This window comes from Methanobacterium veterum (assembly GCF_000745485.1).
Lineage (GTDB): Archaea > Methanobacteriota > Methanobacteria > Methanobacteriales > Methanobacteriaceae > Methanobacterium_D > Methanobacterium_D veterum.
On record NZ_JQJK01000014.1, the window covers coordinates 241255 to 265343 of the forward strand.

At 33.2% G+C, this 24089-nt stretch carries 22 protein-coding genes; 8 read left to right on the forward strand and 14 right to left on the reverse strand.

Going from position 1 to position 24089, the window contains the following annotated elements:
* Positions 1–22 precede the first annotated feature (22 nt).
* Positions 23–2695 carry a valine--tRNA ligase gene (locus EJ01_RS07110; RefSeq protein ID WP_048081117.1) on the reverse strand — a complete coding sequence of 891 codons (2673 nt, stop codon included), beginning with the start codon at positions 2693–2695 and terminating at the stop codon, positions 23–25.
* Between the two features lie 625 nt (positions 2696–3320).
* Between EJ01_RS07110 and EJ01_RS07115 the strand changes: the two genes are divergently transcribed.
* Together EJ01_RS07115 and EJ01_RS16460 are read left to right on the forward strand one after the other, a co-directional pair.
* Complete coding sequence (locus EJ01_RS07115) at positions 3321–3767, forward strand: response regulator (RefSeq protein WP_211251422.1); 447 nt, start codon at positions 3321–3323, stop codon at positions 3765–3767.
* Positions 3768–3779: 12 nt separating this feature from the next.
* On the forward strand, positions 3780–4892 hold the full coding sequence (locus tag EJ01_RS16460; protein ID WP_052375938.1) for a response regulator: 1113 nt from the start codon (positions 3780–3782) through the stop codon (positions 4890–4892).
* 823 nt (positions 4893–5715) lie between these two features.
* Here EJ01_RS16460 and EJ01_RS07130 read toward each other — a convergent pair.
* The 4 genes from EJ01_RS07130 to EJ01_RS07145 form a co-directional block, all read right to left on the reverse strand.
* Positions 5716–6342 carry a hypothetical protein gene (locus tag EJ01_RS07130; RefSeq protein ID WP_048081115.1) on the reverse strand — a complete coding sequence of 209 codons (627 nt, stop codon included), beginning with the start codon at positions 6340–6342 and terminating at the stop codon, positions 5716–5718.
* Positions 6343–6769: 427 nt separating this feature from the next.
* On the reverse strand, positions 6770–7573 hold the full coding sequence (locus EJ01_RS07135; RefSeq protein WP_048081114.1) for a metal ABC transporter permease: 804 nt from the start codon (positions 7571–7573) through the stop codon (positions 6770–6772).
* 20 nt (positions 7574–7593) lie between these two features.
* On the reverse strand, positions 7594–8346 hold the full coding sequence (locus EJ01_RS07140) for a metal ABC transporter ATP-binding protein (protein WP_048081113.1): 753 nt from the start codon (positions 8344–8346) through the stop codon (positions 7594–7596).
* Positions 8347–8551: 205 nt separating this feature from the next.
* The gene (locus EJ01_RS07145; RefSeq protein ID WP_048192865.1) at positions 8552–9436 is read right to left on the reverse strand and encodes a metal ABC transporter solute-binding protein, Zn/Mn family; all 885 of its coding nucleotides are present in this window, start codon (positions 9434–9436) and stop codon (positions 8552–8554) included.
* 121 nt (positions 9437–9557) lie between these two features.
* On the opposite strand from EJ01_RS07145, the gene EJ01_RS07150 reads away from it, so the two are divergent.
* From EJ01_RS07150 to rfbB, 5 genes are all read left to right on the forward strand, one after another.
* The gene (locus tag EJ01_RS07150; RefSeq protein ID WP_048081111.1) at positions 9558–9941 is read left to right on the forward strand and encodes a CopG family ribbon-helix-helix protein; all 384 of its coding nucleotides are present in this window, start codon (positions 9558–9560) and stop codon (positions 9939–9941) included.
* Between the two features lie 204 nt (positions 9942–10145).
* A complete protein-coding gene (gene rfbD / locus EJ01_RS07155) occupies positions 10146–10982 on the forward strand; it encodes a dTDP-4-dehydrorhamnose reductase (protein ID WP_048081110.1) in 837 nt (278 codons plus the stop codon).
* A 27-nt stretch (positions 10983–11009) separates the two neighbouring features.
* A complete protein-coding gene (gene rfbA, locus EJ01_RS07160; RefSeq protein WP_048081109.1) occupies positions 11010–11885 on the forward strand; it encodes a glucose-1-phosphate thymidylyltransferase RfbA in 876 nt (291 codons plus the stop codon).
* Between the two features lie 39 nt (positions 11886–11924).
* The gene (rfbC, locus tag EJ01_RS07165) at positions 11925–12482 is read left to right on the forward strand and encodes a dTDP-4-dehydrorhamnose 3,5-epimerase (RefSeq protein WP_048081108.1); all 558 of its coding nucleotides are present in this window, start codon (positions 11925–11927) and stop codon (positions 12480–12482) included.
* 22 nt (positions 12483–12504) lie between these two features.
* Positions 12505–13512: a dTDP-glucose 4,6-dehydratase gene (rfbB, locus tag EJ01_RS07170; protein ID WP_048081107.1), complete on the forward strand. Its 1008-nt coding sequence runs from the start codon at positions 12505–12507 to the stop codon at positions 13510–13512.
* 70 nt (positions 13513–13582) lie between these two features.
* Here the strand turns inward: rfbB and EJ01_RS07175 are convergent, their stop codons facing one another.
* From EJ01_RS07175 to EJ01_RS07200, 6 genes are all read right to left on the reverse strand, one after another.
* Positions 13583–14086: a MarR family winged helix-turn-helix transcriptional regulator gene (locus EJ01_RS07175; protein ID WP_048081106.1), complete on the reverse strand. Its 504-nt coding sequence runs from the start codon at positions 14084–14086 to the stop codon at positions 13583–13585.
* A 171-nt stretch (positions 14087–14257) separates the two neighbouring features.
* Complete coding sequence (locus EJ01_RS07180; RefSeq protein WP_048081105.1) at positions 14258–15502, reverse strand: Ig-like domain-containing protein; 1245 nt, start codon at positions 15500–15502, stop codon at positions 14258–14260.
* Positions 15503–15585: 83 nt separating this feature from the next.
* On the reverse strand, positions 15586–16356 hold the full coding sequence (gene cobM / locus EJ01_RS07185) for a precorrin-4 C(11)-methyltransferase (protein ID WP_048081104.1): 771 nt from the start codon (positions 16354–16356) through the stop codon (positions 15586–15588).
* A gap of 1 nt (position 16357) precedes the next feature.
* Positions 16358–17251 carry a DUF166 domain-containing protein gene (locus EJ01_RS07190; protein WP_048081103.1) on the reverse strand — a complete coding sequence of 298 codons (894 nt, stop codon included), beginning with the start codon at positions 17249–17251 and terminating at the stop codon, positions 16358–16360.
* Between the two features lie 155 nt (positions 17252–17406).
* On the reverse strand, positions 17407–18990 hold the full coding sequence (locus EJ01_RS07195) for a hypothetical protein (RefSeq protein ID WP_048081102.1): 1584 nt from the start codon (positions 18988–18990) through the stop codon (positions 17407–17409).
* A 93-nt stretch (positions 18991–19083) separates the two neighbouring features.
* A complete protein-coding gene (locus EJ01_RS07200; RefSeq protein ID WP_084689171.1) occupies positions 19084–20028 on the reverse strand; it encodes a glycosyltransferase family 2 protein in 945 nt (314 codons plus the stop codon).
* A gap of 698 nt (positions 20029–20726) precedes the next feature.
* Between EJ01_RS07200 and EJ01_RS16465 the strand changes: the two genes are divergently transcribed.
* A complete protein-coding gene (locus EJ01_RS16465; protein WP_052375940.1) occupies positions 20727–22064 on the forward strand; it encodes a tetratricopeptide repeat protein in 1338 nt (445 codons plus the stop codon).
* Between the two features lie 79 nt (positions 22065–22143).
* Here the strand turns inward: EJ01_RS16465 and EJ01_RS07210 are convergent, their stop codons facing one another.
* The 3 genes from EJ01_RS07210 to EJ01_RS07220 all read right to left on the reverse strand — a co-directional run bounded on the left by EJ01_RS07210 (position 22144) and on the right by EJ01_RS07220 (position 23859).
* A complete protein-coding gene (locus EJ01_RS07210) occupies positions 22144–22740 on the reverse strand; it encodes a hypothetical protein (RefSeq protein ID WP_048081101.1) in 597 nt (198 codons plus the stop codon).
* Between the two features lie 83 nt (positions 22741–22823).
* Positions 22824–23612 (reverse strand): hypothetical protein, encoded by a 789-nt coding sequence (locus tag EJ01_RS07215; protein ID WP_052375943.1) that lies wholly within the window; start codon positions 23610–23612, stop codon positions 22824–22826.
* A gap of 10 nt (positions 23613–23622) precedes the next feature.
* Positions 23623–23859, reverse strand: coding sequence for a hypothetical protein (locus EJ01_RS07220; protein WP_048081100.1), 237 nt, complete (start codon positions 23857–23859; stop codon positions 23623–23625).
* Between the last annotated feature and the right edge of the window lie 230 nt (positions 23860–24089).

Here is a 24089-nt window from a genome sequence, read left to right on the forward strand (position 1 = left end):
ATCCTTAGAAATTTTTAGTTATTTAAACGATTACCTCTAAAATTACATCTAAATTAGATGCGTGAATTACTTCTACCTTCTCTCCAGTCTTACCAACCGCTACCTTCTTGGCTTCAATATGGTCCCATGTCAATTTGTTACCTTCAATTGTGATTTCTCCTTCATTATCAAGAGTTGCCACAATTTCATCCATATCTTCAGACTGCAAATACTTTACAATCTTAGGAGCGTCTCCTTTAAATTCAGGGCCTATTTTTGCCATGACTGGGGTAATTTCAACCACTTTTTCTTTAATATCTGGTTTTCCTGTCATCACATCTAAACTTTCTATTCTCATGGTACCTTTAATGTCTTCTTCCAGGTTTTCGATCTGGCCAATTAAAGCAGGATCGGGAGTGTATATGTTTAGATTTTTAATCTTTGCATTTAAAGGCATTTTCTTGGATGCCTTGAATCTCCTGATTTCTCCTATAAGTTCTACTCCAATTTTTCCAGTTTCCTCTGCTGCTTCATCAATTAATTCAAAGTTTACATCGGGCCACAGAGTTTTGTGGATGCTTATACCAGTATCAGAAACATACTGGTAAATTTCATCTGCAAAGTGAGGAGTCAGCGGAGCCAGCATAATTAATGAGGTTGATATAACAGTTTGAAGCGTATATTGTGCAGCTTCTTTTGTCATGCTGAGTTCGGTAGAATCATTGTAAAGCCTGTATTTTACAGCTTCAATGTATTCGTCGCAGAAATCATGCCAGATAAATGCCTGAATACTGTTCACGACATTGGCAAAATTATATGACTCTATTGAACCCATTACATCAGCAAGCAAACGGTTTAATTTTGATAATATCCATTTGTCCATAGGATCTAAGTTCTTCTGGATTTCTTCTTCACTTATGCTCAGTTTAAAGTCCTGTATATGCATATTTATAAATCTAAATGCATTCCAGAATTTTCTAAGGAATTTATATCCATATTTTACATCTTTCCATGCAAAAGGAACATCAGAACCTGGGACACTGTTTGCAGCCCAAAGCCTGAGAGCATCTGCACCGTATTCTTCAAGCACTTCTTCTGGTGATATGGTGTTGCCCCTTGATTTACTCATTTTATGGCCGTCTTCACCAGATACCATTCCGTTTACAACTATTTCATCAAATGGTTTTTCCCCTGTAAGTGCTTTACACCTGAGTATTGTGTAAAATGCCCATGTCCTTATGATGTCGTGCCCCTGCGGCCTGAGTGATGCAGGGTAATATTTTTTAAAGTCCTCATCAGGCCAGCCGGTAATAGAAAGAGGGCTTATTGAACTGTCCATCCATGTATCAAGTACATCGGTTTCCCCGATGAATTCTTCGTTACCGCATTCGCATTTTTCTTCTAGTTTGTCCTGTGTTGGATCTACTGGGAGCATATCTGGAGTTGCAAGATGTACTTTCCCACACTTGCTGCAGTACCATACTGGAACAGGGGTTGCAAATATCCTTTGACGGGATATACACCAGTCCCAGTCCATGGAACCTGTCCAGTTTAAAAGACGGGTTTCCATATGCTCTGGAGTCCACTTCATTTCAGCACTGGCTTCCCGTACTTCAGGTATGAGGTCTTTTACCGCTACAAACCACTGATTTTTAACCAGTATCTCTATTGGAGTTTTACATCTCCAGCATAATCCAACGTTCTGGTCTACTTTTTCCTGTTTTTTGAGGTACCCTTCATTTTTCAGGTCTTCAATGATCTGTTTTTTACAGTCCTGGGTATTCATACCAGCATATTTGCATGAAACATCTTTCATCACACCTTTTTCATCCAGTGCTTCTATTATATCAAGATCATATTTGTTTACCCATAAAACGTCAGTTTTATCACCGAAGGTACATATCATAACTGCACCAGTACCAAACTCCGGATCAACTTCTTCATCAGTTATTATTTCAACATTGCGCCCAAATAAAGGTACTTCTACTTTTTTCCCTGCCATTTCTTTATATCTTTCATCTTCAGGGTGTACAACGACAGCTACACAAGCTGATAAAAGTTCAGGTCTGGTTGTTGCTATCATGAGACCTTTTTCACTTTCTTCAACTGGAAATTCCAGATAATTTAGGTAGGTTTCATTTTCATGGTATTCAACTTCTGCAAAAGCTATCGCAGTTTCACATCTTGGACACCAGTTTACAGGGTGAATTCCTCTGTAAATCAAACCCTGTTCATACATTTTTAAAAAGGACAGTTGTGTCCTTTTCATATATTCTGGCGTCATGGTCACAAATTCTCTGGACCAGTCCTGTGAAAAACCCATTGACAGCATCTGGGATTTCATCTGTTTGATGTTTGTACGTGTAAGATCTACACACATTTCCCTGAATTTAGCCCTTGGAACATCTCCTTTTTTGATATTATGGGTTTCTTCTACTTTAACTTCAGTAGGGAGCCCGTGGCAGTCCCAACCCTGTGGGAAAAGGACATCATAGCCCTGCATTCTTTTAAATCTTGCTATTATGTCTATGTATGTCCAGTTTAAGACGTGCCCCATATGGGTAGCACCTGTAGGGTATGGTGGAGGTGTATCAATTATGTAATTTGGCCTTGTTCCGTCACCTATGAACTTATATGTATCGTCTCTTTGCCATTTATCCTGCCATACGGCTTCTTTTTTATGATCATAGTCCTTTGGAATATTGTCGTTGGTCATCTCACTTCTCCTTTATGTAGATTTAAGAATAGATTAAGTTAATTTGTTTACTAATTTAATTTTAGTGCCATAACTTATTAGATTTGTGATTTAAACATGTAGATCATCATTATTTAAATGATTTTAAATTAAATCAAATGCCTATGCCTGCAAAATTTTGCTGTTTAAATAATTTAAGTTGAATTTAGTTAAGCACCGATAAATTCAATAATACTTGCATTCGGCATAATGATGTTTTAGATTTACTTATCCATATAAAATTTATAGTATGAAAAATGGGAGGTTAATTCCATTAACATATATGGTAAGATTATAATTTAAATGTAGCTTTGTAATTTATGTTTCACATTTAAATAATAAAATGTACTCTATATTTTTAGAATTCTTATTTTTAGTAGATTTTTAAACTAAAATTAAAATTTAATGCCATATTTTTATCTAATGATATTTTAAACTTATAACTTAATTTATTTAAGTTAACCTGTGGGTTAAAATATTTTAACATTGTTTAAAATAATTGATTACTCACTACAAAATTTATTAAATAGTCAGAAAAGATATAATACTTTAAATTAATATATGGAATTTGTGCTTTTAAAAAGTATACTTCATAGGAGGGAATACAATGATGGCCAATCCAATAAATATTTTACTGGTTGAAGATAATCCCGCAGATGCACGACTCATAAAAGAAGTCTTCAAAGATACAAAAACCAAAAATAGATTGTACGTGGTAAAGGACGGTGTAGAGGCAATGGCCTTTTTAAATCAGGAGTTTGAATATACTGATATACCGAGACCTGATGTTATTTTACTCGATCTAAATTTACCCCGTAAAGACGGACGTGAAGTTTTAAAAGAATTGAAGGAAGATGATATCTTAAAACGCGTGCCAATTGTTATTTTAACTACTTCCAGTGCTGAAGAAGACATAATTAAAACATATAATAATCATGCAAATTGTTATATCACCAAACCTGTGGATTTTGACCAGTTCCTTAAAGTTATAAACTCTATTGAAGATTTTTGGCTTTCAGTTGTTAAATTACCTTCTAATTTAAATGGAGATTGATGGGGTTAAGATATGGATGATAAGCTTATCAAAGTTTTAATAATTGAAGATAATCCTGAAGATTTTAGATTAATAGAGGAAATGCTGAAAGAAGTTAATAGTGCTGTATTTGAGCTTCACCATTCTAAAAGGCTTTCTGATGGGCTTCGGTGTCTTGTTAGGAATGATTTTGATATTTTATTGCTTGATTTGAGTCTTCCGGATAGTGTTGGGCTTGATACGTTCTTCAGTGTATATGAACAGGCCCCTGAAATCCCTATTGTAATATTAAGTGGATTCAATGATGAAGAAACAGCTATTAAAGCTGTAAGTGAAGGTGCACAGGATTATCTTGTAAAAGGACAGGTTAACAGTCCTTTATTGTCCCGATCTATATCATATGCTATTGAACGTAAATTAATTGAAGATGAATTAATCCGGCACAGATATTATCTAAATGAACTGGTTGAAAAAAGAACAGAAGAACTGGAAAGGGCCAATAAATATCTTCAAGAAGAAATAAAGGAAAAAGAAACGCTTATAGATGAAATATATAGGCGAATTCAGTTTACTCTGGAACTGATCTCAATTATAATAACTATAGATGCCTCTGTAATTAAAGAGGAAGATTCAGCTGATTTCTATATTAAAAGCCAGACTCGTATAAATGCTATTATGATGCTTAATGAAATACTAGATCAGTCTGAAGATTTTGCAATGGTTAATTTTAATACGTATACTGCTCTCCTCATAAATTATTTACTGGACGTATATGCTGTGGATAAAGATCTTGTTAAACTAAATTTAGATATGGGTGGAGTTTTAATTGATATAAATACTGCAATTATCCTTGGATTAATTCTAAATGAGCTTATATCTGATGAGTTAAAATATGAATTTATTGAAGGTAACTACTTTGAATCAGATCAGGATAAATGTGAGTTAAACATCAGTTTAAAATCGTATGATGGGACTGTTAAATTGGTTATGAATTATGATGGTATTGGAGAAGATATTAACGGGTCTCGAAAATCTAAATCAATGTTAAAATTTATAATGACAATATTAGAACATTTTAATGGTTCAATTGAGTTTATAGAAGATAAAAAGAAAATTAATCTTATTTTAAGCGAAATTAAAGTTTAAAAGGCATCTTAAACTTCAACATATTTTTTTATAACATAAATTTTACTTCTTATTTTTAGATTACCAAGTTATATTCCATTTTTTAACCTATAATTTATTTAATATCGAATTTGAAAGTGATTTAAGAAAAATATTTTTTTATCAATTATATGGGCTTTATAATGGTGGTTTGATGTATGGATTTACTTATTTTAAGATATTTAAACCTTCAACGTCAGCTGAAGTGGTTAAATTTCTTAATTAGTTCTTTGTATTTTCCACTAAATTTATTAGAGTAATCTTAAATTGAGTAGTTCATTTAAAATTAAGAATATATAATAAATGGACTATTAAGGCGCGGGGTGAATAATATAAAATAATGGAAAGTATTATTAATAAGTAATAATATATTATCTAATTGAAAACTAGTGCATGTAAATATAGATAGTTGCCTAGTTATCGCCTCCACGCATACATTTGCAGACCAATTTATAAATATATCTTGGTCTGCATATAAAACTTATTTTTTAAAAATTCCTAAATAAAAAAACCGATTACTGCAGTAACAAAATTTGCAGTTAAAGAAATCAAAAAGGCGGTTTTATATTTAATTTCTAATAAGAGTATGATTAAAATGCTTTCTATGAAAATAACAGCTATTTCAATAATATAAATGTTGTTTAAAATGTTGTAATAGCTATATGTAGCTAGTGGGAGTGTAAATGAATTTATAAGTAAAGAATAAAGAAAAAGTTTAGATGGCCTATCTCGGGTAAAAAGCCATAAAATAAAAAATTCTACCATAACTGTGATGAGCCATGCAACCAGAAAATGTGCCATATTTTCATTTAAATTTTCTTGATATAATAATTATAACTATGGCAATGATAGCTAAAACTGGAATAACAATGTACCATAATTCAAGAGCTAAATTAGATTTATTGGAAGGTTCAGGTGTTATATTTTGATCTTTAAATATTTTTTCCTGTGAAGTACCGTCTGTATATGTAAATATTATTTTAGATTTATTTATCTCCATTGTACTTCCATTTATCGAATTTATATCAAGTAGTACGCACGCTTTCTCTAGAGGGTCATTAATATTGACCTGTTTATAAGAACCATCGAGTTTTATATTTGATCTTATTATATCTGGATTATTTTTAAAGTAATTATAAAAATGGGCGTTACTGGATAGTTCAGTTTCATTGAAATTAGATTTTTTTATGGCATATATGGAAACTGTACTTAATTTATAGAAACTAAACTCGCTGGAATTAATTATTTCGTAGGATGGAGAAGGTGTCCCATGGATTAAAAAAATATAATCTGGGTATTTATTAATATTGGAGATAGTATAATATAATTTAACTTCTTTCATCCCAGGCTCTATAACATCAGCAAATACAACTGGTGAAGTAATGGATAAAATAAAAATAGAGATAACTGAAATAACTAATTTGTTTTTCATGAATTGATCTTGCACTTATGGGCTTATAAATATTTAAGATCATGTAAAATTTTACATTTTAAAATTACTGTTATTTATTAAAGAAAAAAATCATTATAAGAACTCCATATTAAAAACATCATATAAAATTCAATATTTAATTTTTACATAATGTATGTAATTTCAAAATCAGAGATTGAAGGCATAAAGGAGGTGAAAAGTATGGAAAAAATAACAAGAAGGATGATTTTATCCAGACTTTTCACCAGGACTTGTTCGGCCCTTGATTTAAAGTAATTATCACAAATAAATAAAATTTTGTCCCTTAAAATGTGAGTTATTTCACATGTGATATTATCTGTGTATAAAATCTTAAGGAAAAGAAGTTTAGAATGGTAAATTCAATTTTTAATCCTGTTATTTGATGTATAATCTAGATTATAATGAATTACCAGTATTTTTTTACCAGCGAAACTACTGTGAAAGTTATTCCTAAAACTAAAATAATAGTTGCTCCTGAAGCTAAATTGAATATGTATGAAAGCAGCAGTCCAACAGTAGTTAAAATAGCACCGGTTATAATGGAAAATGCCATTAATTTTTTGATATCATAGGTAAATTGTTTGCTTATGGCAGCGGGAATGCTTAAAAGGGCAATTATAAGGATGACCCCAACTACTTTAATAAGAACCACTACACTTAACGCCACCAGAGATAGAAGAAGCATATAAATGAATTCTGTAGGAACTCCTAACACCTTCGAGAATTCCTCGTCGAATGATATGGCTAAAAATTCCCTCTGGAACAGGAAAACAGTTGCTATAATTATCAGGTCTAGAATAAACATTATATAAAGATCAGAGTTGTCTATGGTTAGTATGCTTCCAAAAAGGTAGCTAAAGAGGTCCGGAGCGTTTCCTGGGGTTAAATTTATGAAAATTATACCAATAGCCATTCCTACACTCCATAATATCCCAATAGCTGTATCCTCACTAACTTTAACTCGATCTCTAATTGCACCTATTCCCATTGCAGATAAAATACTGAATGGAATAGCTGCCAGTACTGGATTTACACCTAAAAAGTAGCCAAGACCTACACCACCAAAAGCAGCATGGGATATTGCCCCGCTTAGAGAGACTATTCTTTTTATAACTACGTAGGTTCCAACGATTCCGCATGCGATACTCACAAGCACCGCTGCTATAAACGCTCTCTGCATGAACTGATACTGAAGTATATTCTCAATCATCAATAATCTCCTTTATCTTATTATTTTTCATGTTTTCCCAGCACTCTGTGGGGAATACCATGGCTTATAAGTTCAAGAGGACATTTATAAACCTCTTCTAATCCTTTTGCAGAACCTTCCACTGGGCCGTGATAAAATAATTCACGGTTAAGACATGCTATTTTATCAACATGGGCCGAAACTGCCCCTACATCATGACTTATGAGTATTATGGTCATTTTATCATTCAAACGAGATAATAATTTGTAGAATGAATTTTGCATTTCAGGATCTATGCTGGCCATGGGTTCATCCATAATGAGAAGTTTAGGCTCTCTTACAATGGAACGAGCTATAAAAACCCTCTGCATCTGCCCACCGGAGATCTCGCTTATTTGTCTATCTCTTAATTTGTAAATGTCAACATCTTTTAAGGCCTTTTCGGCTGCTTCCTCATCGCTTTTTGTGTAGCCTTTAAATAATCCATGATATCTGCCGGAAAGTACTGTGTCAAAAACGTTTATAGGAAAATCAGGATCAAAAGCAACATGCTGTGGTAGGTATCCCATTAATTTTCTGGATTTTTTAGGTTCCCTGCCGAAGATTTTGACTTCACCAGTGTCTGGTGTCAGGATCCCCATGATGATTTTAATGAGGGTACTTTTTCCACCTCCGTTTGGACCTATTATTGCCATCAAATCTTTTTCATTTACACTGAGGTTAATATCATGAAGAACTGATAATTTGCCAAATTTTTTTGAAACATTGCTAATTTCAACTACTTTTGAAGCCATAATTTAACCTTCGTTTTTATTGTTGTTAGATTTAAGGGGTTTAACATATTTTTCAGCTTGTATCGCTGGTTTCAACCACGTAATAGCCGTAATCTAACCTTCAATTTATATAATTAACTGTTAAATAAGAAGAATCAGCAGTATCTTTCTGTTATATTGCTAATCCTAAATAATAACACAAATAAAATTTTAAAAATTAATTTTTTTAAGACCCTGAAAATGCTTTAGCGACATTTTCCATGTTTTGCAGATAATTTTCATCAAGATCATTTACAAATACAACTCTGCCTCCTATTTGGGAGGCTACTGACTGCATATATTTTGGGTTGTACTGGGGCTCTGTAAATACCACGCTTATATTATTTTTTTTGGCAGTGTCCACCATCATTGCGATTCGCTGTGGTGATGGTTCTTCATCGTTGATCATAGCTGCGATCATGGTAAGATTGTATGCTTTGGCGTAATAACCGAAAGCAGGGTGAAATACCAGTATAATAGGAGTATGTTTCTCTTTAAGCGTTTTGGTTGTGTTTTTATCTAATTCATCAAGTTTCTGTAAATACTGGTCACGGTTTTTTTGATAGTAATCTTTATTTGAGGGGTCTATCTGAACCAATCCTTGGTATATATTTTCAACCATTATCTCAGCGTTTTTAGGATTTGTCCAAACATGGGGATCTATTTCATCGGATTCATTCTCTGCAGTATTAGGCATTAATTCTATCCCTTTTGAACAGTTTACAATAAGCATATTGGGATTAATGCTTTTTATTTTGGACATGTAATTTGTTTCAAACTCTACTGGTGTCCCTACTTCTGCATACATTCTTGCTTTTGAGATGCTGGTTAATTGTTCAGGTAACGGCTCGTAGGTGTGTGGGTCTGATCCAGAGGGCACCATTAAAATTACATTTACTTTATCTCCCCCTACAGCTTTAACAAACTCAACTTGCGGACCTATACTCACTGCTACGTTTATTTTACTGTTATCTGATTCTTCTTGACTGCTTGCAGAAAAATAAATAAATAAACCTGCCGTTAAAATAAATATTAAAAGTAATGATACTATTATTATTCTTCTCTTTTCCATTCATAGCCCCCAAAGCTATTAAACTTTGTATGCTTTATTATTAGTTCTTATTAATATTTAAATATAATGTTAATAAAATTTAGCATAATCTTTATAATAGCTTATTAACTTATAATACAACATGCCAATTGTCAGTATATCTCTGAATGAAAAGTTGCTTGAAGAAATAGATAAAATAAAAGATGAAATCGGTTTTTCTGGAAGATCTGATGTAATTAGGGCAAGTGCAAGGATGCTAATAGCAGACAATAAGGAAAAAGAGGCCTTAGAAGGTCAAATTAATGCAATACTTGTTTTAATTCATAAACAGGAAGTTGAAGATAGGGTAACTGAAATAAAACATGATTTTGAAGATATTGTCAATACTCAAATTCACAGCCACCTTAAAGACAGCACATGCCTTGAAATATTTATTTTAGATGGTTCGGCAGATAGAATCAAAAAGATTGCTAAAATGTTCCAGATAAGCCGTAAAATTGATTATGTTAAGTTAATTGTAGTATAAATGTTCACTATGCCTGATTAATTATTCATCAAATAACAACTGAATTAAAGTTATGTATATCTCTATTTTATGTAATAATTCATTTAATTAAATTTCACGTATATGTTATTTATAATAAGTAATATAAACCTAAAATAAATTATAAAGTTAAATAAAACATAAGTTTGCTGTATATTAATTTGATTACTAATGGGATTTGAAAAAATGAAAGTATTAATCATTGGTTCTGAAGGTATGCTGGGTCATGATTTAGTGGATAGCTTATCTGCCGAAAATGAAATCAGTACCACCACAATTGACACTTTAGATATTACAGATATTAATAAAACAATCAAAACAGTAAAAGAGATTAATCCTGATGTAGTGGTGAACGCTGCGGCATTTACCAATGTGAATGAATGTGAATCTAAATTTGATCTAGCATATAAAGTAAATGTGCTGGGAACAAGGAACGTTGCTGTTGCATGCAGAGAAGTTGATAGTGCCCTTGTTTATATATCTACAGACTATGTTTTTGATGGTACTAAGGGCAGTTCATATTATGAATATGATCAAACCCACCCATTAAGTGCTTATGGTAAAACTAAGTATTTGGGTGAAGTTTATACCCGTGACATTTTGGACAAATTTTATATAGTTAGAACTGCATGGTTATACGGCTACCACGGCCCTAATTTTGTTACTACAATGCTTAATTTAGCTAAAACAAATGATACTATTTCCGTTGTTAATGACCAGGTAGGCTCTCCTACTTATACTTTAGATCTTGCAAATGCCATTGAGCAGCTTATTAAAAAACCAGCCTACGGCATTTATCATGTTACAAATAGTGAATACTGTTCATGGTATGAATATGCCAAGGAGATTTTTGATATAGCTGGAATTGATGTTGAAGTAAAACCAGTTACTACAGAAGAGTTTCCTACTCCCGCATTAAGACCAGAATATTCAGTTCTTGAAAATTATAACTGGAAAATGGAAGGTTTTCCGGAAATTCGAAGTTATAAAGAGGCCTTAAAGGAGTATATGGACTTATTATAAATGGGCTGCATAAAGGAGGAATAACAAATGAAAGGAATAGTTCTGGCAGGCGGATCCGGTACAAGACTGTACCCAATTACAAAATCGGTTTCAAAGCAGTTACTGCCTATTTATGACAAACCAATGGTTTATTATCCATTATCTGTTCTTATGCTTGCAGGTATCAGGGAAATACTGATCATTTCCACTCCTCGAGATTTACCTCTCTATAAAGAGTTATTAGGAGACGGCAGTGATCTGGGAGTTTCTTTTTCGTATGCAGTGCAAGATGAACCTAGAGGGCTTGCAGAAGCATTTATAGTTGGGGAAAATTTCATTGGCAGTGATAATGTGGCTTTAGTACTTGGGGATAATATATTCCACGGTCACAGGTTCAGTGAAATATTAAAAAGGGCTTCAGCACTAAAAGAGGGTGCAGTTATTTTTGGATATTATGTTAAAAATCCACGGGCTTTTGGCGTAGTTGAATTTGATGAGGATGGTAATGTACTTTCTCTTGAGGAGAAACCCGAGAATCCAAAATCAAAATATGTTATTCCTGGACTTTATTTTTATGATAATGATGTAATTGAAATAGCTAAAAATGTAAAGCCTTCTGCTCGGGGAGAACTTGAGATTACCTCTGTTAATGAGGTTTACTTGAAGCGGAAGCAATTAAAAGTTGAATTATTAGGCCGTGGAATGGCATGGCTAGATACCGGGACACATGATGGGCTTTTAGAGGCCAGTAACTTTGTTGAGGCTATTCAGAAAAGACAGGGATTTTTTATAGCATGTTTAGAAGAAATTGCTTACCATAATAGGTGGATAAATGCTGATAAGGTCCTTAAACTGGCGAAAACTTTAGAAAAAACTGAATACGGCAATTATCTTATGGAATTAGTCAATAACAACCGATTTTAAGATTCAAATTTAGAAAGTTCAATTTAAGCGAGGAAGAGTATGGGTAAATTTAAATTTATAAAGACATCTATTGAGGGTGTTTATATAATAGAACCTACCGTGTTTGGGGATGAAAGAGGTTACTTCATGGAGACCTACCATGCAGAAGAATTTAGAGAAGCAGGATTAGATTTTAACTTTGTTCAGGATAACCAGTCTAAATCTAAAAAAGGAGTTCTTAGGGGGCTTCATTTTCAGTATACCAAACCTCAGGGTAAACTGGTCCGTGTTATAAAAGGGGAAGTATTTGATGCGGCGGTTGATTTAAGAAAGGATTCACCAACTTATGGTAAATGGGAAGGAGTCATTCTCTCTGATGAAAATAAAAAACAGTTTTATGTACCTGAAGGGTTTGCACATGGTTTTTTAGTACTTTCAGATGAAGCAGAGTTTACCTACAAGTGCACCAACTTTTATGACCCCAATGATGAGGGAGGAATACTCTGGAACGACCCTGATATAAATGTTGAATGGCCAATTGGTCAGGATATGGAAATCATGCTCTCTGAAAAGGACATGAAGTGGAAAACATTTAAAGAAACGGGTACTGATTTTTAAATAATGCCGTGGAGAACAAATAATGACGAAGATACTGATTACAGGGGGAGCAGGGTTTATAGGGAGCAATTTTGTAAGATATATGCTTGATAAATATGGTAGCTATGAAATTGTGAATTTAGACTCCCTTACATACTGCGGAAATCTGGAGAATTTGAGTGGAATTGAAGATAATCCTAATTATACCTTTTTTAAAGGAGATATAACTGATAAAGATTTAATTTTTAAAATCACATCTGATGTGGATTACATCGTAAACTTTGCAGCAGAATCTCACGTAGACCGCAGTATTGAAGATCCTGAAATATTTATAAAGTCAAATGTACTTGGAACTCAGGTTCTTTTAGACGCTGCCAAAGAGTATGGTATTAAAAAATATCTGCAGGTATCAACTGACGAAGTTTATGGTTCCTTGGGAAAAACAGGTTATTTCCGGGAAGATACTCCTTTAGCTCCCAATAGTCCTTATTCTGCAAGTAAAGCCAGCGCAGATTTAATGGTCAGGGCTTATAATAAAACGTTTGATCTGCCGGTAAACATAACCAGATGTTCTAATAATTACGGACCATATCAGTTCCCTGAGAAATTAATCCCTTTAATGATATCTAATGCCCTTGAAAATAAGCCGCTGCCGGTATACGGTGATGGGCTGAACGTAAGAGATTGGCTGCACGTTTATGACCACTGTTCTGCTATAGATCTTGTCATTCATAGGGGTAAGATTGGAGAAATCTATAATATAGGTGGAAACAACGAGAAAAAAAATATAGAAATAGTAAAATTAATTCTTCAAAATTTAAATAAGCCTGAATCTCTTATCAACTTTGTAAAAGATAGATTAGGCCATGATAGGAGATATGCTATAGACTCCAGTAAAATACAAAATGAATTGGGCTGGACACCAAAATATACCTTCGAAACAGGTATAGCTGAAACTATACAGTGGTATTTAGATAACAAAGAGTGGTGGGAACGGATAAAAAGCGGCGAGTACATGGCTTATTATGAAAGAACATACAGCAACCGATGAGCTAGAAAAAGGGATAAATTGATAATTTATCCTGAAACTTTTAATATATCTGGATAACGGCTTAAAACATTCAATTTACTTTTTTTACATTTTTAGCTTCATTGTACAGGTTTCCTGATATTTTTTCCAATTTCATTACAATATTGAATAGTGAACTTATTTCTTCATCCTCCAATCCTTTAAATAGAGAAATTATAGATTTAGCATCTTCAGGACTCCTTTTTTCCCAGTACCTTCTGCATTCATCTGTAGTTCTCAGTCTTAAAATACGCCTGTTATGGAGGTCTCGTTCTATCTTAATAAAGCCCCTTGATTCTAATCTGACTGCCAGCTGTTTTACATTTTGATGTGTGGTGCTTAATGCATCTGCAACTTCCTGCATAGACGGGTCGTGGTCAAATGCATTCTCTATAACAATCATCATTAACCATTGTTTAGTTGTTATTTTATCATCTGCAAGTTCTTTATTGATTATATAACCCCAGCGCTGCTCTATCAAAAATATGAATACCAATATATACTGTTCCATTTCGAATCTATTTGGATGTCCTTTTAGGTTTGAATTCTGTTCCATTTTTACCCGCCTGAAGTTGTTATTTAGATCTGTTAGTCCTCTATAGGTAATATATTACGTGTTTTGATATTTTTACCTGCAGATTATATAAACTTTGTGTTCATGTTTAAATTAAAGAAAATAAAGAATTAAAAAGTAGTATCTTCAAATAATTTCAATTAATTTTAAAAATTATATGATCTTAAAGCTGTTTACTGTTTGTTCAATTAAATAATCATTCTTTTCGTAGTAATCACTGAAGACCATTAACTGCAGTTCATATACGCTTACATTATCTTTTGTAACCGTTGTCCTGTCTATATAAAACGGTGCAGCTATGTCATTGGAAAATACAGGATTATTCTGACATTTATATACAGTTCTAAAGCCAGTCATGCCATTTTTATTGATATCCTGTTCAAAAACTTCAGTTCCACCCCACCATGTACGTATGTGAACATCCTGGGTGTTTTTATAGTCTTCAAGAGAGTTTCCAAATTCATTGCCAATTTTACCATACCATACTATGGCTTCAACACTATTTCCATAGATTAAATCTAATCGGGCATCTTTCCCTGCGTTTTTATATGACTGTCTTTCCCAGACTGCAGGATAGGTTATTGAAAATCCTTTTCCAGTGAAGTTTTTCACTTTAACACTGTTTGAAAGATAGCTGCTGTTAAAGATTGACATAATGGAAGGGAATATATCATAATCACGGGTAACATTTTGAACTTGAGTACTGTCCCTTTTACCTGTAGATGTGGCAGTTACATTGAAGTAAGCTGATGTGGAATTTAAAGGAACATAGAAATCCTGTTTGAAATAGCCGTTGGAATCAGCCTTCAAAGTGATATTGTTGATCACCGGGTCATTAAAAGCGGTATCTACATAACTTTGGAGATTAAGGTTACTTCTCAGGGTCATATTTGATATAATATGAATAGTAGCACCAGGATCACTTTTACCTTCCAGTACAAGACTTTTATTCCCATAACTAAGTTCTTGCATAGGCTTAATCGAAAGAAATGTTAATGGGCGCTGTATTTCCATATCCTGAGAGACCTCATATTTCCCATGTACCTGTGAAACTACAGAAACTTTGGTGTCGGTGACGCTAAGTGGAATATTAAGATTGTAACTGAAATTACCGTTGTTATCTACCTTAACCGGCACCTTATTTAAGTTTAAATCTGCATCATACAGAAAAACTTGGGCATTTGGTTCTGAGGAACCTGTTATAGTATATTCAAGAGTGCTATTATCTATTTGAGCATTAGGTGTCTCTAAAGATAAATAAGTAATATCTGGAACCAGTATTCCTGCCATTGCAATGAATAGTATAGAACCTATACAAAATAGGCTTAATCCCAGCACTGCTTTGTTGGTATTGCTCTGCCGGTTGAACCATTCTTTTAGTTTATCTATATTATTCAAGTTTTTAATTCTCCAAAAGTTTCAATAAAAAAGTTAAGTAAGTGTATAGATATTCTGATATTTATTTTATCTGTTAAATTTTATTATTTGTTTTGGCGCCCTTTCCTGTATTCATGTGTAAATTCAGCATCATAAAGTTTGGAAGGGGTAATATCACCAGGATTAAGAACGTTACCTACTACTATAATTGCAGTCTTTTCAATTCCAGCTTCTTTAACTCTGGAGGCAATATCTTCTAAAGTACCCTTAACTATCATCTGATCCCTCCATGAGGCCTTCTTAACAACAGCAACTGGAGTGTCTTTAGGGTAGTGAGTTAAAAGATCAGAGACGACATTTTCAATCATGTGAATTCCTAAAAATATGCACATGGTGGCATTATGTTTTGCAAGTTCTTTGATGGATTCTGATTCTGGTTTAGGAGTCCTACCTTCAGGACGTGTTATAATAACTGTCTGTGACACTTCAGGCAGTGTTAATTCCGATTCAAGTGCAGCTGCAGTTGCAAATAGAGAGCTGACGCCGGGTATAATTTCAAATTTAATATTATTGTGCCTTAAAAATTCGATCTGTTCTCCTATTGCCCCATATATAGCGGGGTCTCCTGTATGTACTCTTGCAATGATTTTTCCCTCTTTTGTTTCTTTATCCATTATTTCCAGAATTTCATCAAGGTTCATAGAAGCACTGTTGTATATTTCAGCTGTCTTTTTAGCGACACTTAAGACTTCTTTGTTTACAAGTGAACCTGCATAAATTATAATATCTGCATTTTTTAATGCATTCTGGCCTTTTACGGTTAAAAGTTCAGGATCTCCAGGTCCTGCACCTATAAATATTACTTTTCCTTCCATTTTATTCACTTCTTTTTAAGTTTACATTATTTTTAATTGTAATGGCTTCAAATGGACATTTTTGAACGCAAATTGAACAGTATCCACATGAATTTGCATTAATTTCTACTTTACCATTTTCTTTGATCTTAACAGTTTCATCCCCTAGGGGGCATACCTCATAGCAGATATGGCTGCAGTTATCTCCACCCTGGCACATTTCTTCACTAACGACAGCAGATTTTACAGCAAACCCAAGCTCTCTCTTTACAGCTTCCTTGATCCTGTAACCTGCAACGTGTAATAAGGTATCTCCAATTTGAGGATCAATATCCATGGATGCTAAACATGGATAATTATGGTATCTGCCTCCAGCCTCAAATTCAGCTTCAGCGACAGGTACATTTTTCAATTTATCTGCTACAAACAATGTTGAACCGCAGGGAGCGCCTCTTTTAACTTCAACATGTCTTATTAGATCATCCGCTTTGATCTCAAGTTCCGGCTTTCCAAAGGATTCTACAAATTTATCTATATATTTATCTCCAACCGGCTCAAGCGAACAGAATGGTTTTGGAAACACTATTCTGGCATCACAAGCCTCGCTTTCTATTTCCATCTGGAGACCTGCTGGAATTTGTTTGGGGTCATGTATTGGTACAATTATAGACTTTGCCCCAGTTTTAGATGCAACGAAAGGTATAATCATATTTATGTCCCCATATAATCCAATTGAAAGGATCAGATCTGCTTCAGGAAGATTATCTGGAACATATCTACTGACATCGTCTATAAATTCAGGTAAATCGCCTGGAACTTCATGTATCCCTATTATGGAAGATGCAAGCCCCATTTTTGATATATGGTTTATAATCCGTGAACCGTACTTCCCAGATGTTAGTATAAATATATTCATTTTAATACCCGCTGAAATTTAAAAATGATTTGGATGTATTCCTTTTTAAATATATTTAATTGTTTTATAGATTAGGATAATTTTATACATAATTAAAAGAGAGAAGTTGGTTAATGTATGGTTATTTTTATATAAAAATATAATCGTGATGTATTCTATGTTTTTGCAGTTTGAACCTTGCATACTATAAAGTCATTGTTTTCGTATACTATTTTTGCATATTTTGGTATAATTTGATAGATATTAGTGAAATACACCAGTCCGCCAGGTTCGGTACGGTAAGTCTTATTATCTGAAGTGAACTTTAACCTTTTATCATATACAAGGTAACCTATATTTTTCTTAATAAGTGTTGATTGATTGACTTTACCAATAAGCACACGGTTATAACGTGAGAGAGGCTGCCCTGTATCAGCTACTAAAAACATCCCGGAATAATAATTGGAAATCACTACCCTTTTATTTTTATCTCCATTTTTACTAAACCAATCGGCTAAATCTATTTCAGATGCAGATGGCGGCGCTATACTTATGGTTCCAAGCTCTGTTTGGGCCCCAAAAGTAGCTATTTTAGGGTTACTTGCTATTAAAACCCCATTTATCGTTGCAAATAAAAATATTGTCCCTAAAATTAAATGCCCTACTGGTAAATTTGATATTTTCTTTTGTTTTCCCCAATTATACACTTGATACAGGCCGAAACCGCCTAATATTGAAAGTGGCAGCAGTATATAAATAAGAACCCTGTAAGATATCATATTAAGTCCAAACCAGTTCATCTTGCTGAATATGAACATAACTACTATCCATACTATTAAAAGGACAGATTTATCTTTCACAGTTCTAGGCAGGTCTAATTTATAGGATGCCACGGCACCTATAAGTGCAAACAATAAAGCTATGATCCCTAACTGCCATACATAACGAATTAAATCTAAAGGCTGGTTATAACTGTATGAAATTGAATCTTTATAACCTGTTACAGCACCTATCCCATTTTGCAGTATATTGTGTATAATACTGTTATCTAGAATTAGAACAGCTGTTAATGCTATAACTGCTGCACAAACAGGAGGCAGTATCCATGCAATATACTTTTTAAAAACATATATGTCCTTACTTAAAATGGATTTAACAATAATAAATGATGTTATTGTTAAAAATAATAAAAATGCAGCTGATTGATGGATTAATGCCATTAAAATAAACAATAATCCTGATATTAAAGCATATTTATATGTATCTCTTTTCAGGGATATGTAAAATAAATACACTGCAATTGGGAATATAATCAACGCTATATTTTCAGGGATAGGTAAAACTATCCTGTTAACAAGGTTGCTTGATAATATTAGAAAGCCAGCAGAAACACCTGCTGTTAAACCATAAAATTTGTATCCCACGTACGAAACTGAGAATACTATGCCTGCTGCAATTAAAGGCTGTAAAAAGCGTGCTATCTGGAAGTAATTAATTTTTGTGATATAACCAATAGCTGCAATAAATAAGTGGAATAATGGGACGTATCCTATTTTTTGAGGCCCATTTTGTAAACTTATCAGCGGATCTGTAAGTGTAAACCCGTACTGTGCATATACTTCTGCAATATGTACGTGGTGGATGATGTCCCAGCTTAAAGGCCAGCCGTATTGTAATGTTGGGATAAGCCCTATGAAAAATGCTATGATTGAAGGAATAATAATTAAAAGATTTTTGTTAACAATTTTATGGTTAAACATTACAATAAATATGCTATTTAACTGTTAAAAACATGTCGGGTAGTACTGCAATCTTATTAATTAAAAAATGTTCCAGATGACTAAATGTGTATTTTATTTTCCCTGTTGTTTGACTTTAGTGCTGGAAATCTCACCGGCACGGATATCATAATTGGGATCATTTACAACCCTGTTTATCATTCGAGTCATGGAGTCTAAAATTATTCCTGTAAATGCCAAAAATCCACCTACCATTGTCATCATTATTGCAAGGATCGTGGGAAGCAGGCTTCTAGTTCCACCACCTAAATAGTCTCCGAAGAATAGAAGGCCCAGTACTACTCCAGTTATAACTATTATGGCTCCGGGTAATGTAAAATAGTATAAAGGTCTTTGAAATTCAAGATCATTTATTACCCTCATCAGCACGCCTATACCGTGACTTACAGGATGTTTTGTAGAGCCGTCTACATCATATCTAACGTTAATTTCAACCTCTTTGATCCGCAGCCCTGCATTGGCGGCATCCATAAGCATTTCACTTTCGATACCAAAATCAACACTGCTGAATCTAAAAACAGGTATCGCATGCCTTGCAAATGCCCTGTATCCACTTTGACTATCTGTAATCTCAAGTCCACAGCCTAAATTAGTGGCTTTATCAAGCACTGTTTGACCGACACGTCTGTAGGATGGGGTATCTTTTTTATTCCCGTTGATATATCTGCTGCCGTTTACGATATCAGCTTCACCGTTTATTATGGGAGCTACCAGTTTTGGTATTTCATTTGGGTCGTGTTGACCATCAGAATCTATAGTTACTATAATTTCAGAGGTTTTTGCAATTTCAAAACCAGTTTTTAATGCTGCACCTTTCCCTTTATTAGAAGGATGACTTATTACTTCTGCACCTGCAAGTTTAGCGATTTCTACAGTACTGTCCTTACTGCCGTCATCAACTACAATTACATTGTCCACATATTTTTTAGTATTAAGTACAACACTTCCGAGGGATACCTCTTCATTGTAAGCAGGTAATATGGCTGTTATTTTAGTCATTTTTTCCCCTTTTATCCCCTTATCTCAGACTAATTATCGTTATTATTAATATAATAAATTAAAATAGTGTATATTAATTAGTTTTTAGTTTGCCTATAAATAATTTGTTATTAGTGAATAATACAGTTTTCTCCTTTGTTATATTGAGTAATAACTTATTTTCAACTGTTTTATATCTCGTATTACATTCATTATTTTTCATATTACATTTTAAAGATGTAATATATTTTATGTCTTAGGAGAGCCATCTTAATCTATTTGAAATACTTAAAAAGTACTACTTTTTTTTATATTGTGATTACATGTAGTAATTATTCTAATTTAAATATTATATACATTATTATGGATTCTTATTATATATAAATTCACTTATTTTATTTTATATTAATATAGTTGTGTTACAGAAGTCACAAAAGCGATTTATTGTTTTATATGGACGTGATATATTTTGGTTTTGATGCAATGGTTTTATACCTGTAATAACTATTTTTTTATCTTTTAAATCAAGTAATAAATATTTTAAGTTTTTTATATAACATAATAAAGTTTATTTATCATATATTACTTATATAAACTGCATACTATATTGTTAATGTAATAATGGGAAATATTGTTCATTTTTAACAAGTAAATTTATATGGCATGTAATTAAAAATAAAAGAAAATAAATAATTCTCTGAAATAATGCGGGTGAATCGATGGATAAAATGGATGCTAAGATGGCATTTGATTTAGGAAATACTTCTTATGGTCAGGGAAGACTCGAAGAAGCAATTTCATATTACAAAAAAGCAGTAAGCTTATTTAAAAATACAAATGATCCTCGAAGGGAAGCAGATGCTCTTCTTGGAATAGGTGACAGTTATATATCGTTAAATAAACCTGAAGAGGCTCAAAAGTATTATAATTCTTCTCTAAATCTTTATAACGCTGCTGCTGATATAACTGGAGAAGGTTATGCTCTTACCGGGTTAGGCATTGTTTTTGAAAGATACAAAAATTATGAAGAAGCCCGTGAGTACTATGAAAAATCCATTAAAAAATTTCAGAAAGCGGGTGATTATAAACGCGCGGGAATGGTATCAAACCTTATAGCAAACACTTTTGAACTGCAGGATGCATTTGAAGATGCTGTGATGGATTATAAACGTTCTTTAGAGTTATTTGAAAAGGTTAAAGATCGTGAAAGGGAGGCCCGTGTTAAAGATGCAATGAGAGACATCGAACCCAAAAGATATCGTATTAGATCTTCTAAAAAAGATATAGCAGCACTTATTGTTTATTTCATCGCAATTTCTGCAGCAGAAATTTCTGTTACATATGTCAATATGCAAATGGGCCTTGTTTTAGAGATGGTTATACTATTTGCCCTTTTAATCCATTCTTCCTTTCATGAATCTTATAATTTTTCCACACTTCTTAGATCAATGATGGCTCTACCTATGATTAGAATAATTGGGCTTTCAATACCTATCATGCAGATACAGCCGCTTTACTGGTTCCCTATAATTGCTGTTCCGCTATTTGCTGCATCATATACTCTTATTAGAGCTCAAAAACTCACCCGAAAGAAAATAGGGTTAGTTTTAGGTAATATTCCTCTTCAACTAACTATCGCTTTAAGTGGGATTATTTTAGGGTTTACTGAGTATTTAATACTTAAACCTGCTCCATTAATCTCTACGCTTTCTGTAGAAACAGTTCTGTTTGGGGCTGTAATCCTTACAATATCAACAGGGTTTGCAGAAGAACTTCTGTTTCGAGGTATACTTCAAAAAAATGCAGAAAATGTATTTGGAAAGGTATTTGGCCTGCTTTATGCTTCCATACTCTTTACAGCGCTTCACGTTGGGTGGCAATCTGGTTTGGATTTAGCTTTCGTATTTGGAGTGGCTATATTTTATGGTTATGCTTTCCAGAAAACAAGAAGTTTGCTTGGGGTTACATTATCTCACGGAATCTCCAATTCATTCCTGTTTCTAATCATGCCATTTATCTTTCCAGCTGTAGCGCCTTATCTAGCAACTATCCTTTGATAATGTATTAGTAGGGTTATCAAAAATTAGAAAAATAAATTGTAAAAAAATAAATGCATTAAACTTGAGTTTAATGCATTTACATGTATATAATTTCTTGAACATTCTTAGCTTTTTGAGGGTTATTATTTGGATACCATACATAATTCATCTGTAATTTTATTCTATTACTATCTTCTTTTACATCGAATGTTCCATTCCAATAGGAGAATACTCCTCTTATCTTGAAGTTTCCAGTAAAATTCTGCCCGTTATTTAAGAAACTGCCGTTACCTGTCCAAGCAGCACATGACATGTTGAATGTTCCATCAAATTTAGTGTTGAACATGGCCCCTTTTAAGTCATGTGACCAGAGGCTGGTAATAGTGTTGTAAGTTATACCTATATTGTTTAGATGTCCTGTACCATTAAGCCCGTCTTTTGTATAATCAAATGGACTTTCTGTATTTTCTTCTCCTGGCAGGGATATATTAAAATTAAAGTTCTTTCCCTGTCCATTTATTGCATAGTATCCTCCAAGAGAACCTTCATTTGAGGGTATCAACACACCTGAAGAATAATTATAAGGAATGCTGTTAAATATAGCGTCTTCTATGGCTCCACTTGCAATTCCATAAGCTGCAATTCCACAGATGAGAACTAATACTATTAAAATAATTGTAGTTTTAGAGTTCATTTTCGATCACAATTAACTAATTGAATTACAAAAAAAATAAAAAAGAGGTTTTTTTAATATTCACTGTTTTTTACACAAGCTATTTAACCAGCCATTATATGACATAACGGCGGTATTGGTATTATGATAATTGTGTGTGTCTTACCATTTTTGGTTAGTGTAACTTTACCGTATTTAGCATTTTGGTTAGCATTTGACAATATCTGCAATGTTGGTGCCTGTACTATGGTTATTGTAACTTTACCGTTTTCATCTACGTTTACTGTTTCGTGTTCAAAGATAGGGTCTTGTTTTTTGGTTATCTCTGGATTGAATTGGACTTGGTTAGGCTCTGTTTTTATAATAACCGTGTCACTGGTTATTGGATTTCCTGAAATTGTTGGAAGTTCTGATATGTTTAATTGTGGGTAAAATACATTGTAAATACCATCATCATCAGTCGGTTGTCCTGTGTTTGACCATCCCTGCATGTTTAAGTTCAAATCAGCTGTATCTCCAATAGCTGGTGTTGAACCCGCAGGCATGAATAGTCCTTTTGAAGCTAGAACTGTTATATTTGTTCCAGCAGGTAACTTTTCATTACCATAACCTGCAAGATTACTTAGATCAATTACTGCTGTTCCATTATTTGGTTGCATGAATACTTGTACGTAAAAGTTTTGTACAGTTCCATTTTTTAAAGTTACATTCTCTAGAATAACATCTAAGTGTAACCATGTGGTCCCGTTATTGTAGAATGCTAATTTGGTAGCATTATCTCCTGCAGCTGAAGCTTGTTGTCCTTGTGGTTTCATAAAAGTTGTTACGGCTAAAGCAGCTATAACTATGACAGCTATAAGCGCTATAGCGATTATTAAATTATTTTGTTTCATTTTAATTCACCTAAAGGACTGTTACCACTTTATAAGCTACAATAGCTACAAATACCAAAAGGAGTGGTACTATTGCTACGTTGGATCCCTTAACGAATGATTTCATTCGTTCGCTTTTATCTGCTTCAGCACTTAAAATCTCTTTAAGCGCTAAAAATACGATCAATGCAATCACTGCAATTATCCCATACGCCATAACCTGTGTTGTAGTTACTGTCGTTGTTGTGGTTGTTACAGTTGAGATCATTTATTACCTCCAAATAATATTTATTCTCTCTATTTGATATATAATATTTGTTATTTTTACATACTGTAAGGCCATTTCTGCCCATTATATATCACATACAATTATATTACTTTGTATTACTAAATTTTATTTATTAATATGTTAATTGTAAATCTGGCAGTAATTAATGAGATTTATGGTAAGTAATTGCTTTATAAGGTATGCATTTAATACTTAATTGATTATTTTTA

Excerpts from the sequence above, each read along its gene's own strand:
- EJ01_RS07195 (WP_048081102.1), bottom strand. The coding sequence starts at position 18,990 with ATGTTTAACCATAAAATTGTTAACAAAAATCTTTTAATTATTATTCCT.
- EJ01_RS07200 (WP_084689171.1), bottom strand. The coding sequence starts at position 20,028 with ATGACTAAAATAACAGCCATATTACCTGCTTACAATGAAGAGGTATCC.
- EJ01_RS07135 (WP_048081114.1), bottom strand. The coding sequence starts at position 7,573 with ATGATTGAGAATATACTTCAGTATCAGTTCATGCAGAGAGCGTTTATA.
- EJ01_RS07145 (WP_048192865.1), bottom strand. The coding sequence starts at position 9,436 with ATGGAAAAGAGAAGAATAATAATAGTATCATTACTTTTAATATTTATT.
- EJ01_RS07215 (WP_052375943.1), bottom strand. The coding sequence starts at position 23,612 with ATGAAACAAAATAATTTAATAATCGCTATAGCGCTTATAGCTGTCATA.
- cobM (WP_048081104.1), bottom strand. The coding sequence starts at position 16,356 with ATGGAAGGAAAAGTAATATTTATAGGTGCAGGACCTGGAGATCCTGAA.
- EJ01_RS16465 (WP_052375940.1), top strand. The coding sequence starts at position 20,727 with ATGGATAAAATGGATGCTAAGATGGCATTTGATTTAGGAAATACTTCT.
- rfbB (WP_048081107.1), top strand. The coding sequence starts at position 12,505 with ATGACGAAGATACTGATTACAGGGGGAGCAGGGTTTATAGGGAGCAAT.
- EJ01_RS07175 (WP_048081106.1), bottom strand. The coding sequence starts at position 14,086 with ATGGAACAGAATTCAAACCTAAAAGGACATCCAAATAGATTCGAAATG.
- EJ01_RS16460 (WP_052375938.1), top strand. The coding sequence starts at position 3,780 with ATGGATGATAAGCTTATCAAAGTTTTAATAATTGAAGATAATCCTGAA.
- EJ01_RS07220 (WP_048081100.1), bottom strand. The coding sequence starts at position 23,859 with ATGATCTCAACTGTAACAACCACAACAACGACAGTAACTACAACACAG.
- rfbC (WP_048081108.1), top strand. The coding sequence starts at position 11,925 with ATGGGTAAATTTAAATTTATAAAGACATCTATTGAGGGTGTTTATATA.
- EJ01_RS07110 (WP_048081117.1), bottom strand. The coding sequence starts at position 2,695 with ATGACCAACGACAATATTCCAAAGGACTATGATCATAAAAAAGAAGCC.
- rfbD (WP_048081110.1), top strand. The coding sequence starts at position 10,146 with ATGAAAGTATTAATCATTGGTTCTGAAGGTATGCTGGGTCATGATTTA.
- EJ01_RS07115 (WP_211251422.1), top strand. The coding sequence starts at position 3,321 with ATGATGGCCAATCCAATAAATATTTTACTGGTTGAAGATAATCCCGCA.
- EJ01_RS07190 (WP_048081103.1), bottom strand. The coding sequence starts at position 17,251 with ATGAATATATTTATACTAACATCTGGGAAGTACGGTTCACGGATTATA.
- EJ01_RS07150 (WP_048081111.1), top strand. The coding sequence starts at position 9,558 with ATGCCAATTGTCAGTATATCTCTGAATGAAAAGTTGCTTGAAGAAATA.
- rfbA (WP_048081109.1), top strand. The coding sequence starts at position 11,010 with ATGAAAGGAATAGTTCTGGCAGGCGGATCCGGTACAAGACTGTACCCA.
- EJ01_RS07210 (WP_048081101.1), bottom strand. The coding sequence starts at position 22,740 with ATGAACTCTAAAACTACAATTATTTTAATAGTATTAGTTCTCATCTGT.
- EJ01_RS07140 (WP_048081113.1), bottom strand. The coding sequence starts at position 8,346 with ATGGCTTCAAAAGTAGTTGAAATTAGCAATGTTTCAAAAAAATTTGGC.
- EJ01_RS07130 (WP_048081115.1), bottom strand. The coding sequence starts at position 6,342 with ATGAAAAACAAATTAGTTATTTCAGTTATCTCTATTTTTATTTTATCC.